The following is a 15509-nucleotide window of genomic DNA, read 5'->3' as shown; positions in this document are numbered from 1 at the left end:
AGCGCGCATCGAGCCCGAGGCGCCGCGCCATCTCGGCGAAGAAGGCGGGCTCCAGGCAGCCGACCGCCAGGAAGCGGCCATCCGCCGTCTCGTAGGTGTCGTAGAAGGGGGCGCCGCCATCGAGCAGGTTGGCCCCGCGCTCCAGCGACCAGTGGCCGGCGGCGCGGAGCCCGTGGAAGAAGGCGGAGAGCGCCGCCACGCCGTCGGTCATCGCGGCATCGACCACCTGGCCACGGCCCGAGCGCTCCCTCTCCCGCAGCGCCGCGAGCAGGCCGAAGAGCAGCATCATCGTGCCGCCGCCATAGTCCGCCACCATGTTGAGCGGCGGCACCGGGCGCTCTCCCGCGCGGCCGATGGCGTGCAGCACGCCGGTGAGGCCGAGATAGTTGATGTCGTGCCCGGCGCTCTGTGCCAGCGGCCCCTCCTGCCCCCAGCCCGTCATCCGCCCGTAGACGAGGCGCGGATTGCGCGCGAGGCAGGGCGCCGGCCCCAGCCCCAGACGCTCCATCACGCCGGGGCGGAAGCCCTCGATCAGCACATCGGCCGCGGCGGCGAGCTCCAGCGCCTGCGCCACCCCGCCCGGGGATTTCAGGTCCAGCGCCACGGCGCGGCGGCCGCGCCCCACCACATCGTGCCGCGCCGCCATCGGCATGGCGCGGCCGGGGGCGGCGGGGCGGTCCAGCCGCACCACCTCGGCGCCGAGCCCGGCCAGCAGCATCGCCGCCAGCGGCGCGGGGCCGATGCCCGCCATCTCCACCACGCGGAGGCCGGCCAGCGGACCCCCCTCACCCGCCCCGCTCACGCGGCGAGCAGCTTCAGGCGGCGCAGCAGGGCGCGCTCGCGCTCCACCTGGGCGCGCAGGGCGGCGGCATACTCGTCCGGCCCCAGATACTCCGCCACCATGTCAGCCTTCTGCAGCACGGCGCGGTGCGCCGGGTCGTCCATCGCCGCGCGGAAGGCGTCGTGCAGCCGGCCGACCACCGCCGGCTGCATCCCCGCCGGCCCCACCAGCCCGTAGGGCGAGGTGATGACCATGCCGTCATAGCCCAGCTCCACCAGCGTCGGCACATCCGGCCAGCGGCGGGAGCGCTGCGCGGTCCAGACGTTCAGCCAGCGCGCCTTGCCATTGTCCACCAGCTCGCCGAGGCCGGCGCTGTTCGCCACGGCATCGACATGCCCGCCGAGCAGCGCCGGGATGGTGTCCGCCTCGCCGCGGAAGGGCACGTGGTTGAACTGCACATCCTCGCGCAGCCCCAGCTCCAGCATGCCCAGATGCAGCGTGCCATTGGCGCCGCTGTTGCCGACGCTGAGCTGCCCCGGCCTCGACCGCGCCGCCCGGACGAAGTCCCGCCAGCTCTCCCAGGGCGCGTCGGCGCGCACGGCAAGGCCGAAGAAATAGCCGGTGAGGTGGATGACCGGCGAGAAATCCCGCAGCACGTCGTAGAACATGGGCTGCAGCATGGCCAGCCGCATGGCGGGGGTGATCATCTGCGCCAGGGTGTGGCCATCCGGCCGTGCCTTGGCCGTGGCGGCGACGCCCAGCGTACCGCCGCCGCCCGGGCGGTTCTCGATGATCACCGGCTGCCCCAGCCGGCGCGTGGCGCCCTCGGCCAGGGCGCGCATCTGCTGGTCGGTGGTGCCGCCGGCGGTGAAGGGCACCAGGATGCTGACGGGGCGGCTCGGGAATCCGGCCTCGGCGCGGGCCAGGCGCGGCAGGGCGAGCCCCGCCGCCAGGCCCGGCAGGGCACGGCGCGGCAGGGTGGGCGGAGCGATGGGCATGGATGTTCCTCCCTGGAACGGCGGAGGGGCAGCAGGGCTCTTGCGCGGCCCCGTCCGGCCCGGGATGGGGGCTTTTACTCGGCGGCCATGGCGAACCCGGCCGGGGCCACGACGCGGTACTCGGCGGCCAGGCGCTGGCAGAGGGCGGCGACGCCGGGCACGTCCTCGATGCCGCCGACACCGTGGCCGGCCGACCAGATGTTCTTCCAGGGCCGGCTCTCATGGTCGGAGACGTTGAGCGGCGTGGCCTCGTCCAGCGCATCCGGGTCCAGCCCGGCGGCGGCGATGCTGGCGCGCAGGAAGTTCGCCTTCACCCCGCTGATGGCGGCGGTGTAGAGGATGTCCTTCGCCCGCGCCTCGAGGATCATGCGGCGGTACTCGGCCGGCGCCATGCTCTCCTGCGTGGCCACGAAGCGGGTGCCGATATAGGCGAGGTCCGCCCCCATCAGCCGCGCCGCCGCCACCTGCCGCCCCGTGTTGATGGCACCCCCCAGCAGCAGCGTGCCGTCGAACATGCCGCGCAACTCGGACAGGAAGGCGAAGGGGTTCAGCGTGCCGGCATGGCCGCCGGCGCCGTTGCAGACGGCGATCAGCCCGTCCACCCCCGCCTCGATCGCCTTCTCGGCGTGGCGGGTGTTGATGACATCGTGGAACACCAGCCCGCCATAGCCGTGCACCGCCCGCACCACCTCGGCCACCGCGCCGAGCGAAGTGATGACCAGCGGCACCTTGTGCGCCACGGTGGTCCGGAGATCCGCCTCCAGCCGCTTGTTGCTGCGGTGGACGATGAGGTTGACGCCATAAGGCGCAGCACCCGGCGCCTGCGCCAGCCGCTCCCCGATCTCCGCCAGCCAGGCGGCGTATCCCTCGTTGCTGCGCTGGTTCAGCGAGGGGAAGGTGCCGACGACGCCGGCGCGGCAGGTCTCCACCACCATGTCCGGGCCGGAGACCAGGAACATCGGCGCGGCCACGGCCGGCAGGGCCAGGCGGCCCTCGAAGGCGGCGGGAAGGGGCATGGATCGGTCTCCTCCGCAAGGCGGGGGCGGGACCGCGCAGATCCCCAGCCGCCGCCGCGTTTTCGTTGCCGGGGACCGTAGGGCGACGCATTCGTCTTGCCAAGCGAAACGTTGACGCCATGTTGCAGAGGCAGGGCCGTGCTATGGAAGAACGGCCGCCCGAGCCGAGGAGTGACCCGCGTGCCGCCCAAGCCTTCCGCCAGCCGCCCCCGGCGGAGCCCCGCCCCGGCCGGGGCGCCCTCTGCCGAGGCACCCGCCACCAAGGCGCCCGCTGCCAAGGCTCCGGCCGTCCTGGCTGCCTCCCGTTCCGCCGTGCGGCTGGTCTATGACCAGGAGGATGTCAGCGCCGACTATGCCAGCGACCGCCGCTTCGTCTGGGCGCTGGCGCGCGGCATGGAAGTGCTGCGCGCCTTCGAGCCGGGGCGCGGCCCGTTGGGCGTGGGGGAGATCGCGGCGCTCACCGGGCTGCCCAAGCCCACCGTCTCCCGCCTCACCTATACCCTGGCCGAGCTTGGCTACCTGCGCGTGCTGCACAAGCAGGGGCGCTACGAGCCGGCGCCGGCGCTGCTGGCGCTGGGCTATCCGGTGCTGGCCAATCTGCGCGTGCGGCAGGCGGCGCATGACCACATGCGGCAGCTGGCGCAGGAGACCGGCACCGCCGTCGGCCTCGCCAGCCGCGACCGGCTCTCGATGATCTATGTGGAGAACACCGCCTCCAGCGCGCTGGCCACGCTGCGGCTCGGCATTGGCAGCCGGGTGGAGATGGCACGCAGCGCGCTGGGCCGCGCCTTCCTGGCGGCGCTGGGCGAGACGGAGCGGGACTACCTGCTGGAGCGCCTCGCCCGCCGCTATGGCGCCGCCTGGGCCGAGCTGAAGCCGCGCGTGCTGGACGGCATCGCCCAGGTGCAGGCGCGCGGCTTCTGCATCGTCGATGGCGAGTGGCAGCCGGATGTGCGCACCGCCGGCGCGCCGCTGGTCTCGCTGGACGGCACCACCATCATGGCCATGAACATCGGCGCGCCCGGCTACATGCTGGACCAGGCGCGGCTGGAAAAGGAGCTCGGCCCCCGCATCGCGCATCTCTCCCGCATGGTGGCGCCGCTGCTGGGCTTCTGAGAAGCGGCTGGGCCTGATTTGGGCGAAATGGGGCGCTTCTGCCTTTTTTTGGCCCCAATTGCCGAACCCGGTGCGCCTCGGCTGGTTGTCTCTCGCTCAGGTGGACGCGACCGCGGACGCCTCCCCCGCACCCGAGGGTGCAGCGACACGCACAAGGGAGACGCACATGGCCACGAAAACTCTGCTGTCCGGTTCCGTTCTGGCGGTGGCCTGCCTGGCCCCCTGGCTGGCCAGCGCCCAGCCCGCCAGCTCCGCTGGCGAGAAGACCGGCCAGAGCCAGGCTTCGTCGGGACAGAGCGCCCAGGGCAAGACGAGCCAGGGCAACCCAGTCCAGGGCAAGCCGGTCCAGGGCAAGGCAGGCCAGGACCAGGCGATGCAGGGCCGCCAGGTGGCGCAGCAATGCCGGCAGGACCTTACCGCCTTCCGCGACAGGGTGGAGAAGGAAGGCTACTGGCTGACCGGCTACCGCCAGGGCTATGGCTGGAACAACACGGCTGCCTTGCGGGTGGATGGCTCGCGCGGCGCGCCCTCCAACATGCAGGCGGCCCGCCAGGGCGGCACGCCGGCGGCCGGCGGCGCCAACCCCGGCACCGGCAGCCCGGCCGCGCGCGGCACGGCAGGCGCGGCGGATGGCAGCGCCAACCGCGCCACCATGGCCAGCGGCGGCACCGCCCCCTGGGGCGGCCTCAACTGGAACACCCCGCCGGCGCAGGAGCTGGGCACGCTCTACCGTGCCGCCGCCGTGCTGGCGCAGCGTGGCGAGGAGCAGGCCTGCCAGACCGTGCTGGGCCAGGTACGCAGCGTCTACGGCGAATATGCCGGCCAGCTCCGCGAGGCGGGCGTCGAGCCTGGGCAGATGGTCTCCTATCGCCAACAGCAGCTGGCCGCGGCCCAGCCCGTGACGGAGATGCGGCGGAACTTCCGCGCCGATACCATCACCGGCACCGATGTCCGCAACCCGCAGGACGAGAGCCTGGGCAGCGTCGAGGATGTCGTCCTCAACCCCGGCACGGGCGAGATCGGCTATGTGATCCTCTCGCGCGGCGGCTTCCTCGGCCTCGGGGAGGACTACATCGCGGTGCCCTGGGCACGGCTGCGCGCCACGCCGCAGATGGATTCCTTCGTGCTGCCGATGAGCGAGGCGCAGCTGGAGAAGGCGCCGTCCGTCGATCCGGACAGCTTCGCCGATGGCGGGGCGGGCCAGCAGCGGCGCCAGGAGATCGACAGGTTCTGGCAGCAGAGCCGGGGCGGCTGAGCCCGCCGCGAGCCGAAAGTTAATGCCGGGGCGGAGGGTGCCATCCCTCCGCCCTTCCTCATGAAAGGCCGTGTATGTTCTTCGAGTCCTGGTTCGGGCTGCTGCGGGTGCTGGTGGTGGGCACCCTGGCCTATGCCGCGCTGGTGTTCCTGCTGCGCCTCTCCGGCAAGCGGACCCTGGCCAAGCTCAACGCCTTCGACCTGATCGTCACCGTCGCGCTCGGCTCCACCCTGGCCACCGTGCTGCTCAACAACTCCGTGGCCCTGGCCGAGGGGGTGCTCGCCTTCGCATTGCTGGCCGGGCTGCAATATGCCGTGGCCTGGCTCTCGGTGCGCTCCACCCGCTTCGATGCGCTGGTGAAATCCGAGCCGAGCCTCCTGCTGCACAAGGGCCGCTTCCTTGATGCCGCCCTGCGCGCCCAGCGCGTGACGCGCGACGAGGTGCTCTCCGCCCTGCGCGCCGCGGGCGTGCCGGGCCCGGAGCAGGCCCTGGCCGTGGTGCTGGAGACCGATGGCACGCTGAGCGTGCTGGGCAGTCGCCCGCCCGGGGAGGAAGGGGATGGCGCCGCCTCCAGCCTGGCCGGCATGCTGCCGGGGAAGGCAAGCCGGGATTGACGCTGGCCCGCCCCGCCCCGAGGCTGCGGGGGCAATGCGGGGCGGGAAGCGAATGGTTCACATCACGGCGGATTCCCGCCTCTCCTGGCTGCGGCTGGCGCTGGCCACGCTGGCGGCCACGGTGGGCGGCGTCGGCATGTGGTCGGTGGTGGTGGCGCTGCCGGCGGTGGAGGCCGAGTTCGGCATCTCCCGCGCCGCCGCCTCCCTTCCCTACACTCTCACCATGGTGGGCTTCGCGCTTGGCGGCGTGGCCTTCGGCCGCGCCGTGGACCGGTTCGGCCTGGCGCGGCCGCTGGCGGTGGCCGGAATCGCGCTCGGGCTGGGCTATGCCGGCGCGGCGGCGGCGCAGAACCTCTGGCAGTTCGCACTCGCGCAGGGGCTGCTGATCGGCGCCGCCAGCTCGATCGGCTTCGGGCCGCTGATGGCGGAGGTCTCGCACTGGTTCCGGCGGCACCGGGCCACCGCCATCGCCGTCTGCGCCGCCGGCAACTATCTGGCCGGCGCCTTCTGGCCGCCGGTGATGCAGCAGATGATGGCGGCGCAGGGCTGGCGCGCGGCGCATCTGGCCATCGGCCTCACCTGCATCGTGGTGCTGGTGCCGCTGGCCTGGACGCTGCGGCGGCCGGCGGTGCGCCCCGCCGCCGGCACGGCGCCCCCGCCCGCGGCCATGCCGGTGGCCCGGCCCGCCGGCGGCACGCTGCCGCTCTCGCCGGCGGCGTTGCAGGTGTCGCTCTGGGTGGCGGGCATCGCCTGCTGCGTCGCCATGGCCACGCCGCAGGTGCATATCGTCGCCTATTGCGGCGACCTCGGCTACGGCGTGGCGCGGGGCACGCAGATGCTGGCGCTGATGCTGGCCTGCGGCATCGTCAGCCGCGTCGCCTCCGGCTGGGTGGCGGACCGCATCGGCGGCCTGCGCACGCTGCTGCTGGGCTCGGTGCTGCAGGGCGTGGCGCTGGTGCTCTACGCGCTGTTCGACGGGCTGCTCTCGCTCTACGTCATCTCGGCGCTGTTCGGCCTGTTCCAGGGCGGGCTGGTGCCGAGCTACGCCATCGTGGTGCGCGAGCACTTCCCCGCCGCCGAGGCGGGCGAGCGCGTCGGCAAGACGCTGATGGCGACGCTGCTCGGCATGGCGCTGGGCGGCTGGCTGGCGGGCCGCATCTTCGACTGGAGCGGCGGCTACCACGCCGCCTTCGTGCATGGGCTGGCCTGGAACCTGCTGAACATCACCGTCATCGGCTGGCTGCTGTGGCTGGCCACGCGCCACAACGCCACGGGCGGGCGCCTGGCGCGGGCCGCCGGCTGAAGCCTCAGCCGGGGTCGTGGAAGGTGGTGAAGACGGCCAGCTTCTCGCGCTCCGAGGCGAGGCGGTTGGCCGGCTCCTCCGGGTCCGCCCAACCCAGCGCCATGCCGCAGAGCACAACCTCGCTCGCCGGGATGCCCAGCTCATGCCGCAGGATGTCGGGGTAGTTGGCGATGGCGGCCTGCGGGCAGGTGTCCAGCCCCTCCCCCCGCGCCGCGAGCATGATGGATTGCAGGAACATGCCGTAATCCAGCCAGCTCCCCTTCTCCAGATCGTCGTCGATGGTGAAGACGAGGCCCACCGGCGCGCCGAAGAAGTCGTAGTTGCGCCCCTCCTGCCGCTTGCCGGCGGCGCGGTCGCCCTTCTGCACGCCGGTCAGGCCGTAGAGCTGCCAGCCGAGCTGGCGGCGGCGCTCCACATAGGGGGAGCGCCACTTCGTCGGGTAGTATTCGTAGTCCCGCCGGCTCGGCTCCTCCGCCTCGTGCGCGGCGCGCAGCGCGGCGGTGACGCGGGCGAGGGTGGCGCCCGCCAGCACATGCAGCTTCCAGGGCTGGATGTTGCTGCCGCTCGGCGCGCGCGCGGCAAGCGTCAGGATGCGCTCTACCGTCTCGCGCGGCACCGGGCGGGGCAGGAAGCCCCGCACGCTGCGGCGGGAGGCCAGCGCCTCCGCGGGCGTCATGGCCGCTCCCGCCCCAGCACGATGGTGCCGCTGGCCGAGAACATGCCGCCGACCCCATGGCAGACCGAGATGTTCACGCCCTCCACCTGCGCCGGCGCGGTGCCGCGCACCTGGCGCACGCTCTCCTGCAGCGCGAACATGCCGTACATGCCGGTGTGGGTGTAGGAGAGGCCGCCGCCATTGGTGTTCATCGGCAGCTTGCCGCCCGGCGCGGTATTGCGTTCCTCGATGAAGGCCCCTGCCTCGCCGCGGCCGACAAAGCCCAGATCCTCCAGCCCGTAGAGCGGCAGATGGGCGAAGGCGTCGTAGATCATCAGGTGGTCCACATCCGCATGCGTGATGCCCGCGCTGCGGAACGCCTCGGGGCCGGCGACGCGGAAGGCGCGCGACGAACAGAAATCCTCCATCTGGCTGATCATGTTGGTCTCCACGCTCTCGCCCGAGCCGAGGATGTAGGCGGGCCGCTGCGGGAAGTCCTTCGCGCGGTCGGCGCGGGTGAGGATGAGGGCGCCGCCGCCATCCGTCACCAGGCAGCATTGCAGCAGCCGGAACGGATAGGCGATCATCCGGCTGCCCAGCACGTCCTCGACCGTGATCGGGTCGCGCTGCGCGGCGCGCGGGTTGCGCGAGGCCCATTCCCGCTGCACCACGGCGACCATGGCGAGCTGCTCATGCGTCACGCCATAGGTCTTCATGTAGCGCAGCACGGGGATGGGGAAGAGCGTCGGCGGGCCGAAGGGGCCGAAGGGCGCCTCGAACTGCCCGTTCAGGCTCTGCGGCTCCGGCGGGCGGGGCGTGGCGTTGATGCGGGACTTGCCGCTCTCCCCATGCGTGATCAGCACGGTGTTGCAGTAGCCGGCATGGATGGCGGCGGCGGCGTGGCGCACATGCAGCATGAAGGAGCAGCCGCCGACGCTGGTGCCGTCCACCCATTTCGGCGTGATGCCGAGATAGTGCGCCACCTGCTGCGTCATCATCGCGCCGGTGCAGGCCACGCCGTCGATGTCGGAGGGCTTCAGCCCGGCATCGGCCAGGGCGTTCAGCGCCGCGTCGGCGTGCAGCATGATCTGCGACATCTCGGGCACGCTGCCGATGCGCGTGCTCTCGGCGGCGCCGACGATCGCGATCGAACCAGGAGCGATGCTCATGCCCGCTCTCCCGCCGGTGTTCCTTGCGCCGGCCGGAACAGCGGCAGGGTGATCTCGTCATCCATCGGCGTGAAGGCCACTTCCAGCTTCATGTCCAGTTGCAGCGCCTCGGGCGTCTGCGGGCAATCGACGATGTTGGTCATCATGCGCGGCCCCTCCTCCAGCTCCACCACGGCGATGGCATAGGGCGGCTCGAAGCCCGGCACCTTGCGGTGATGGATGACGTAGCTGTGCAGCGTGGCACGTCCGCTGGCGGCGAAGACCGAGACTTCCCGCGCGCCGCAGCCGGGGCAGAAGGGGCGCGGCGGAAAGTAGGCCTTCTCGCAGGTCTGGCAGCGTTGCAGGCGCAGCTCGCCGGCCTTGGTGCCATCCCAGAAATGTTGCGTCTCGGGCGTGGGCTCGGGGCGCGGTCGCCCGGCGGGCAGGGCCATGCCAGTCTCCTTGTGGGTCATCTCAGGCAACGGGGAGCGCATCGCGGTAGCGCTCCTTCAGCACGCGGCGCAGCAGCTTGCCGGTCTCGCTGCGCGGCAGTTCCTCGGCGAAATCGATGCGCCGCGGCACCTTGGGGCCTGCCAGGTGGGCGCGGCAATGCGCCACCAGCGCCTCCTCCAGCGTCGGCGTGACGGGCACGGCGGCGCGCACCACGGCGCGCGCCACCTCGCCGAAATCCGCGTCCGGCACGCCGATCACGGCGGCCTCGGCCACGGCCGGGTGGCGCAGCAGAACCTGCTCGATCTCCCACGGATAGACGTTCACGCCGCCTGACAGGATCAGGTCGGCCCGCCGGTCGCTGAGGTAGAGGAAGCCTTCCTCATCGACATGACCAAGATCGCCATAGGTGGCGCGGCCCTGGCTGTCGAAGGCGGCGGCGGTCTTCTCGGGCGCGTTGTGGTAGCGGAAGGTGGCCCCTCCCGAGAACCAGATGCCGCCGACCTCGCCGGGCGGCAGCTCCTCCCCCTCCGGCCCCAGGATGTGCAGCCGGCATTCCAGCGCCCGGCCCACCGAGCCGGGGCGGCGCAGCCAGTCATGGCTGTCGATCACCGTGCCGCCGATGGATTCCGAGCCGGCGTAGTATTCGACGAGGACCGGCCCCCACCAGTCGATCATCGCCTGCTTCACCGCGCGCGGGCAGGGCGCGGCGGCATGGATGGCGACGCGGTGGCTGGACAGGTCGTGCGCCCTCCGCTCTGCCTCGGGCAGCGCCAGCAGGCGGGTGAACATGGTGGGCACCCACTGGCTGTGCGTCACGCGATGGCGCTCGATCAGCGCCAGGCTGCGGGCGGCGTCGAACTTCCGCATCACCACCACCGTACCGCCGCGGTCGAGCGTGCGCATCACGTAGCGGTGCGGCGCGGCGTGGTAGAGCGGCGCGGGCGAGAGATAGACGCTGTCCTGGCCGATGCCGTAGGTCGCCACCCAGCCGGGCGACCAGTCCGGCGCGCCGCGCTTTTCGGGCGGCAGCAGGTCGCGCCGGATGCCCTTGGGCAGCCCCGTGGTGCCGGAGGAATAGAGGAAATCCCGCCCCACCGGGCGTTCCGGCAGCGGCGCGGGCATGGGGTAGGAAGCCAGCTCCGCCTCTACCGAGCGGTAGCCGGGCAGCCCCTCCCCCGTGGCGCAGCGCGGCAGCGCGGCGAGCGCCGCATCCGCCGCCACCTCCGCCGCCAGCCCGGCCAAAGCAGGGCTGACGATCAGCAGCCGCGCATCGCTGTCGGCCAGCATGTAGGCGATCTCGGGCACGCGCAGATGCGTGCTCAGCGGCGTGTAGTAGAGCCCGGCGCGGCGCGCGGCATGGGCCAGCTCCAGCAGCGCCGGGCCGTTCTCCAGCAGCAGCGAGATGCCGTCCCCCGGCCGCAGCCCGAGGCCGATCAGCCACTGCGCCAGGCGGTTGGCCCGCGCATCCAGCGCCGCGAAGGTCAGCGCCGTCCCGTCATCGGGGAAATGCGCCGCCACCTTGTCGGGCTGAAGCTGCGCCCAGCGTGCCAGATGCGCCATGGCTCGAACCCTTCTCCTCATGCCGGCGCTCTGCGTCGCCGGTCGTGGGGGAGCCTGCGGCATTCCGCTGCAATGCGTCAATGTCCCGCTCCATGGTTTTTCCGGATCGCACAGCGGAATTGACTCGCATCCGATCCCTGCCGCAGGCTGGGCGCCGACAAGCCCGGCACGAACCGGAGCATGGGAGGAAGACGGATGCGGCATCACGCTTTGTCCAGGCGAGCGGCCCTGGCCGGGCTCGGGGGCGTGCTGGCGGCGCCCGCCCTGCCGCGCGGCGCGGCAGCGGACACGCCCTATCCGGGCAGCCAGCCGGTCAGCATCGCCCTGCCCTACGCCCCCGGCGGCGCGCCGGACGTGCTGGCCCAGGTGCTGACGCAGGGGCTCTCCGCGCGGCTCGGCGGCACCTTCGTCATGGAGCACAAGCCCGGCGCCTCCACCACGCTGGCCGCGCGGCACGTGGCGCGGGCGAAGCCGGACGGCAACACGCTGCTGATGGGCACCGTGGTCACCTTCACCACCGCCCCCTACGCGCTGCGCGACCCGGGCTATGACGCGGTGAAGGATTTCGCGCACATCACCATGATCTCGGACACGCAGTTCCTGCTCGTGGCGAACCCGCGCTGGGAGAGCCTGGAGGCGCTGCTGGCGGCGGCGCGGCAGCGGCCGGGGCAGCTCTCCTTCGCCACCTGGGGCGTCGGCACCACCGCCCACCTGATGATGGTGGACCTGATGGCGCGCACCGGCACCGAGCTGCTGCACGTGCCCTACAACGGCTCGCCCCCCGCGCTGACCGACACCATCGCCGGCCGCACGGACCTGATGTTTTCCACCTTCGCGCCGGCGCGGCCGCATGTGGCAAGCGGGCGGCTGCGGGCGCTGGCCATCCCCTCCACCGCGCGCAGCCCCGCCCTGCCGGCGGTGCCGACGCTGGCGGAGCTGGGCCAGAAGGATTTCGTCAGCAGCGGCTGGTTCACCCTCTCGGCGCCGGCCGGCACGCCGCCCGCCATCCTGGCGAAGCTGGAGCGCGCGGCGACGGAGGCCTTCGCCGCGCCCGAGGCCCGCGCGCGCCTGGACCGGCTCGGCCTGGTGCCCGCCACCCCGGGCCCCGAGGCGCTGATGGACCGGCTGACCCGCGAGGCCGCGCTGAACCGGCGCCTCATCCAGGCCGCCGGGATCCAGCCCGAATGAGCGGCCCCACGGCCCAAGGCATGGCACAGGGCACGGCACAGGCCGGCATCACCATGGGCCATCTCGCGCTGCTCGGGCTGCGGCGCAACCCGGAGCGGCCGGCCTTCGTGCAGGAGGGGCAGGTCTGGTCCCGCCGGCATGTGGCGGCGGGCATCCATGCCCTGGCGCGGGCGCTGCAGGGCTTCGGCCTGCGCCCGGGCGAGGGCGTCTCGGCGCTGATGGCCAACCGGCCGGAGGTGTTCATGCTGCGCACCGCGGCGCAGCTCATCGGCTGCCGCTACACGGCGCTGAACCGGCTGGCCGGCCCCGCCGACCTCGCCCACATCCTGCGCGACGCCGAGATCCGCCTGCTGGTGCACGACCCTGCCGAGGCGGGGCGCGCCCATGCGGCGGCGGAAGCGTCCGGCTGCGGCCTGGTGCTCTCGCTGGGCGGCGGCGGCGCCCGGGATCTGCTCGCCGCCGCCGGGGCGGAGTCCGACGCGCCCTTCGACCCGATCGGCGATGAGGAGGGTCTCGGCCAGATCAGCTACACCGGCGGCACCACGGGCCAGCCCAAGGGGGTGATGCTGCCGCACCGCGCCCTGGTGCAATGCGCCACGATGATGCTGGCCGAGTATGACTGGCCCGCCGTGCCGCGCATGCTGCTGGCGACGCCGCTGAGCCACGCCGCCGGCTCGCTGGTGGTGCCCGCCCTGCTGCGCGGCGGCACCGTGCATGTTCTGGGCGGCTTCGAGCCGGAGGCCTATCTGCGCTGCATCGAGGCGGAAGGCATCAACTGCGCCTTCGGCGTGCCGACCATGATCCGCGCCCTGCTGGCCGAGCCGCGCCTCTCCCGCGCCCGCACCCGGACGCTCGAGACCTTCATCTACGGCGCCGCCCCCATCGCCCCCGCCACGCTGCTGGAGGCGATGGAGCGCATCGGCCCCGTCTTCATGCAGCTCTACGGCCAGACGGAGGCACCCAACACCGTCTGCCTGCTGCGCCGGGCGGAGCACGACCCGGCGCGGCCGGAGCGGCTCTCCGCCTGCGGCCAGCCCATGGCGGGGGTGGCGGTGAAGCTGCTGGCCGAGGACGGCACGCCGGTGGAGCGCGGCACGCCGGGCGAGATCTGCGTGCGCGGCCGGCTGGTGATGCGCGGCTACTGGAGGCGCCCCGAGGAGACGGCGGAGGCGCTGCGCCATGGCTGGCTGCACACCGGCGACATCGCGCGCGAGGACGAGGAGGGCTACCTGCACATCGTCGACCGGCGGAAGGACATGATCATCTCCGGCGGCTTCAACGTCTATCCGCGCGAGGTGGAGGATGCGCTGGCCACCCACCCGGACGTGGCGGCGGCGGCGGTGATCGGCGTGCCGGATGCGCGCTGGGGGGAGCGGGTGCAGGCCTTCGTCGTGCCGCGCCAGGGGCGGCGGCCGGAGGAAGCGGCGCTGGCCGCGCATGTGCGGGCGCTGAAGGGCGCCGTGCAGGCGCCGAAGACGGTGGTGCTGGTGGACGCCCTGCCCACCACGCCGATCGGCAAGATCGACAAGAAGGCGCTGCGCGCGGGCTTCTGGCAGGAGGGGACGCGCCAGGTGCACTGAGGCGCGCCCTCCTCCTCCTGCGCTCAGTCGATCTGCAGGCCGAGCCGCCTCACCGTCGCGCTCTCCTCCGCATAGAGGCGGCGGGCGAAGGCGGCGTAGGTCTCGCTGTCCATGTAGCGCAGCGCCATGTCGAAGCGCTCCAGCGCGGTGACGGAGCGCGGGTCGTGCAGGGCGTCCTTGAAGGCGTCGTGCAGCACGCACACCGTCGCGGCCGGGATGCCGCGCGGGCCGCCGATGCCGTAGGGCGAGTCCGAGACGATGTCGAGGCCGAGGTCGCGCAGCGTCGGCGTCCCGGGGAAGCGCTTCGCCCGCTCCGCGCCCCAGGTGCAGAGCAGGCGCATCCGCCCCTCCAGCACCAGCGGCGCCCAGCTGCTGGAATCGGCCGCCAGATGCGTCTGGCCGGAGAGCGCGGCCTGGATGTTGTCCGGCCCGCCGCGGAAGGGCACATGCACCCACTGCACCCCCGCCAGCTCGCCGATCCGCTCCATGGTGATGTGCAGCGAGCTGCCGACGCCGGGCGTGCCATAGGTGACGCGGCCCGGGTTGCGCCTCGCGTGGTCGATCAGCCCGGCCCAGTCCCGCCAGGGCGCGTCCGGCCTCGACACCACGCCGAACAGGTAGCCGGTGAGATGGATGATGTAGGTGAAGTCCTTCACCGGGTCGAAGGTCGGGCGCTTCGTCATGGCGGGGTAGCGGAACAGGGTGACCGGGATCTGGCCGATCAGCGTGCCGTCGCCCTGCGCCTCGTTGGCCATCATCTGGCCGCCCAGCGTGCCGCTGGCGCCGGGCTTGTTCTCCACCAGCACGGTGCGGCCGAGGCGCTGCGAGGCGAGCTCGGCCAGCAGGCGGAAATGGCTGTCCGCCGTGCCGCCGGGCAGCCAGGGCACCACCAGGCGGATGGGCCGCTCGGGCAGCGCGGCGCGCAGCGGCACAGGCCGCGCCAGCGCGGCGCCGCCCGCCAGGGCCAGCGCCGCGCGCCGGCCGGGCGGTGCGCTCATGGCCGCCCGCCCCCCACCACCAGCGTCTGCCCGCTGACATAGTTGGATTCCGGGATGCAGAGCAGGTAGACCGCCCCCGCCGCCTCGGCCGGCGTGCCGCCGCGCCCGAGCGGGATCAGCGCCTCGGCGTTCTTCAGCACCTGCGGGTTGACGCCCACCTTGATCGCGCGGCCCTCGATGTCGATGGAGGCGCCCTCGCCCGCCGCCGCCTCGGTCAGCCGCGTCATGATCAGCCCGAAGGCCACGGCGTTGACGTTGACCTTGTAGCGCCCCCACTCCTTGGCCAGCGCCCGCGTCATGCCGGCGACACCCGCCTTGGCGGCGGAGTAGTTGGCCTGGCCCGCATTGCCGTAGACGCCGGAGGTGGAGGAGATGTTCACCACCTTGCGGAACCTCTCCTGCCCCGCCTCCGCCTCGCGCTTGGCGGCCTCCCGGATGAAGGGGGCGGCGGCGCGCAGGATGCGGAAGGGCGCCGTCATGTGCACGTCGATGATGGCGTACCACTGCTCGTCCGTCATCTTCTGGATGACGTTGTCCCAGGTGTAGCCGGCATTGTTGACGATGATGTCGATGCCGCCGAAGGCATCCAGCGCGGCCTTGACGATGCGCTCGCCGAAATCCGCCTCCGTGACGCTGCCGTTGCAGGCCACCGCCTCGCCGCCCGCGGCGCGGATGGCGGCCAGCGCCTCCTCCGCCGGCCCGGCATCGAGGTCGTTGATGACCAGCCTTGCCCCCTCCGAGGCCAGCTTGAGCGCGATCTCGCGCCCGATGCCCCGCCCCGAGCCCGTCACCAGCGCCACCTTGCCAGCCAGCTTGCCTGTCGCAGCCGTCATCGTTTCCATGT

The 15509-nt window shown here is 72.9% G+C and carries 15 protein-coding genes; 6 read left to right on the top strand and 9 right to left on the bottom strand.

All coding sequences use genetic code 11. The features are described from left to right. From ACZJYS_RS07905 to ACZJYS_RS07895, 3 genes are all read right to left on the bottom strand, one after another. Positions 1-802, bottom strand: an 802-nt coding sequence (locus ACZJYS_RS07905) for a CaiB/BaiF CoA transferase family protein (RefSeq protein WP_493177004.1), incomplete at its 3' end; no start/stop codon positions are given. Next, positions 799-1779, bottom strand: a complete 981-nt coding sequence (locus ACZJYS_RS07900) for a tripartite tricarboxylate transporter substrate binding protein (RefSeq protein ID WP_493177002.1) — start codon at positions 1777-1779, stop codon at positions 799-801. The genes ACZJYS_RS07900 and ACZJYS_RS07905, both read right to left, overlap by 4 nt. A 74-nt stretch (positions 1780-1853) precedes the next feature. Beyond that, the gene (locus tag ACZJYS_RS07895; protein WP_493177000.1) at positions 1854-2795 is read right to left on the bottom strand and encodes an NAD(P)H-dependent flavin oxidoreductase; all 942 of its coding nucleotides are present in this window, start codon (positions 2793-2795) and stop codon (positions 1854-1856) included. A gap of 180 nt (positions 2796-2975) precedes the next feature. Here ACZJYS_RS07895 and ACZJYS_RS07890 point away from each other — a divergent pair, with 180 nt between their 5' ends. From ACZJYS_RS07890 to ACZJYS_RS07875, 4 genes are all read left to right on the top strand, one after another. Continuing rightward, positions 2976-3911, top strand: coding sequence for an IclR family transcriptional regulator (locus ACZJYS_RS07890; RefSeq protein ID WP_493176998.1), 936 nt, complete (start codon positions 2976-2978; stop codon positions 3909-3911). A gap of 166 nt (positions 3912-4077) precedes the next feature. Continuing rightward, complete coding sequence (locus ACZJYS_RS07885; protein WP_493176996.1) at positions 4078-5166, top strand: PRC-barrel domain-containing protein; 1089 nt, start codon at positions 4078-4080, stop codon at positions 5164-5166. A gap of 74 nt (positions 5167-5240) precedes the next feature. Then, on the top strand, positions 5241-5780 hold the full coding sequence (locus ACZJYS_RS07880) for a DUF421 domain-containing protein (RefSeq protein WP_109517049.1): 540 nt from the start codon (positions 5241-5243) through the stop codon (positions 5778-5780). Positions 5781-5832: 52 nt separating this feature from the next. After that, on the top strand, positions 5833-7083 hold the full coding sequence (locus ACZJYS_RS07875; RefSeq protein ID WP_493176994.1) for an MFS transporter: 1251 nt from the start codon (positions 5833-5835) through the stop codon (positions 7081-7083). Positions 7084-7087: 4 nt separating this feature from the next. Here ACZJYS_RS07875 and ACZJYS_RS07870 read toward each other — a convergent pair whose 3' ends face one another. Genes ACZJYS_RS07870 through ACZJYS_RS07855 form a run of 4 tightly spaced genes read right to left on the bottom strand, consistent with a single transcriptional unit; the run spans position 7088 to position 10899 of the window. Then, on the bottom strand, positions 7088-7759 hold the full coding sequence (locus ACZJYS_RS07870) for a nitroreductase (RefSeq protein WP_493176992.1): 672 nt from the start codon (positions 7757-7759) through the stop codon (positions 7088-7090). Beyond that, positions 7756-8907 carry an acetyl-CoA acetyltransferase gene (locus tag ACZJYS_RS07865; protein WP_493176991.1) on the bottom strand — a complete coding sequence of 384 codons (1152 nt, stop codon included), beginning with the start codon at positions 8905-8907 and terminating at the stop codon, positions 7756-7758. Before ACZJYS_RS07865 ends, ACZJYS_RS07870 begins: the two co-directional genes overlap by 4 nt. Beyond that, positions 8904-9338: a Zn-ribbon domain-containing OB-fold protein gene (locus ACZJYS_RS07860; RefSeq protein WP_493176989.1), complete on the bottom strand. Its 435-nt coding sequence runs from the start codon at positions 9336-9338 to the stop codon at positions 8904-8906. The genes ACZJYS_RS07865 and ACZJYS_RS07860 overlap by 4 nt, the downstream gene beginning before the upstream one ends. A 22-nt stretch (positions 9339-9360) precedes the next feature. After that, complete coding sequence (locus ACZJYS_RS07855) at positions 9361-10899, bottom strand: AMP-binding protein (protein WP_493176988.1); 1539 nt, start codon at positions 10897-10899, stop codon at positions 9361-9363. Positions 10900-11094: 195 nt separating this feature from the next. Between ACZJYS_RS07855 and ACZJYS_RS07850 the strand changes: the two genes are divergently transcribed. Further along, entirely contained in the window at positions 11095-12087 is a 993-nt protein-coding gene (locus tag ACZJYS_RS07850; RefSeq protein WP_493176986.1) for a Bug family tripartite tricarboxylate transporter substrate binding protein, read from the top strand. Continuing rightward, complete coding sequence (locus ACZJYS_RS07845) at positions 12084-13667, top strand: AMP-binding protein (RefSeq protein WP_493176984.1); 1584 nt, start codon at positions 12084-12086, stop codon at positions 13665-13667. The genes ACZJYS_RS07850 and ACZJYS_RS07845 overlap by 4 nt, the downstream gene beginning before the upstream one ends. A 23-nt stretch (positions 13668-13690) precedes the next feature. On the opposite strand, the gene ACZJYS_RS07840 is transcribed toward ACZJYS_RS07845, so the two are convergent. Both ACZJYS_RS07840 and ACZJYS_RS07835 read right to left on the bottom strand, forming a co-directional pair. After that, a complete protein-coding gene (locus ACZJYS_RS07840; protein ID WP_493176982.1) occupies positions 13691-14665 on the bottom strand; it encodes a tripartite tricarboxylate transporter substrate binding protein in 975 nt (324 codons plus the stop codon). Continuing rightward, entirely contained in the window at positions 14662-15498 is an 837-nt protein-coding gene (locus tag ACZJYS_RS07835) for an SDR family NAD(P)-dependent oxidoreductase (protein ID WP_109517040.1), read from the bottom strand. Before ACZJYS_RS07835 ends, ACZJYS_RS07840 begins: the two co-directional genes overlap by 4 nt. Positions 15499-15509 lie beyond the last annotated feature (11 nt).

This window comes from Roseomonas sp. TS2 (genome assembly GCF_058833935.1).
The sequence above is the reverse complement of the archived record's forward strand: the minus strand, read 5'-3'. Positions and strand labels throughout refer to the sequence as shown.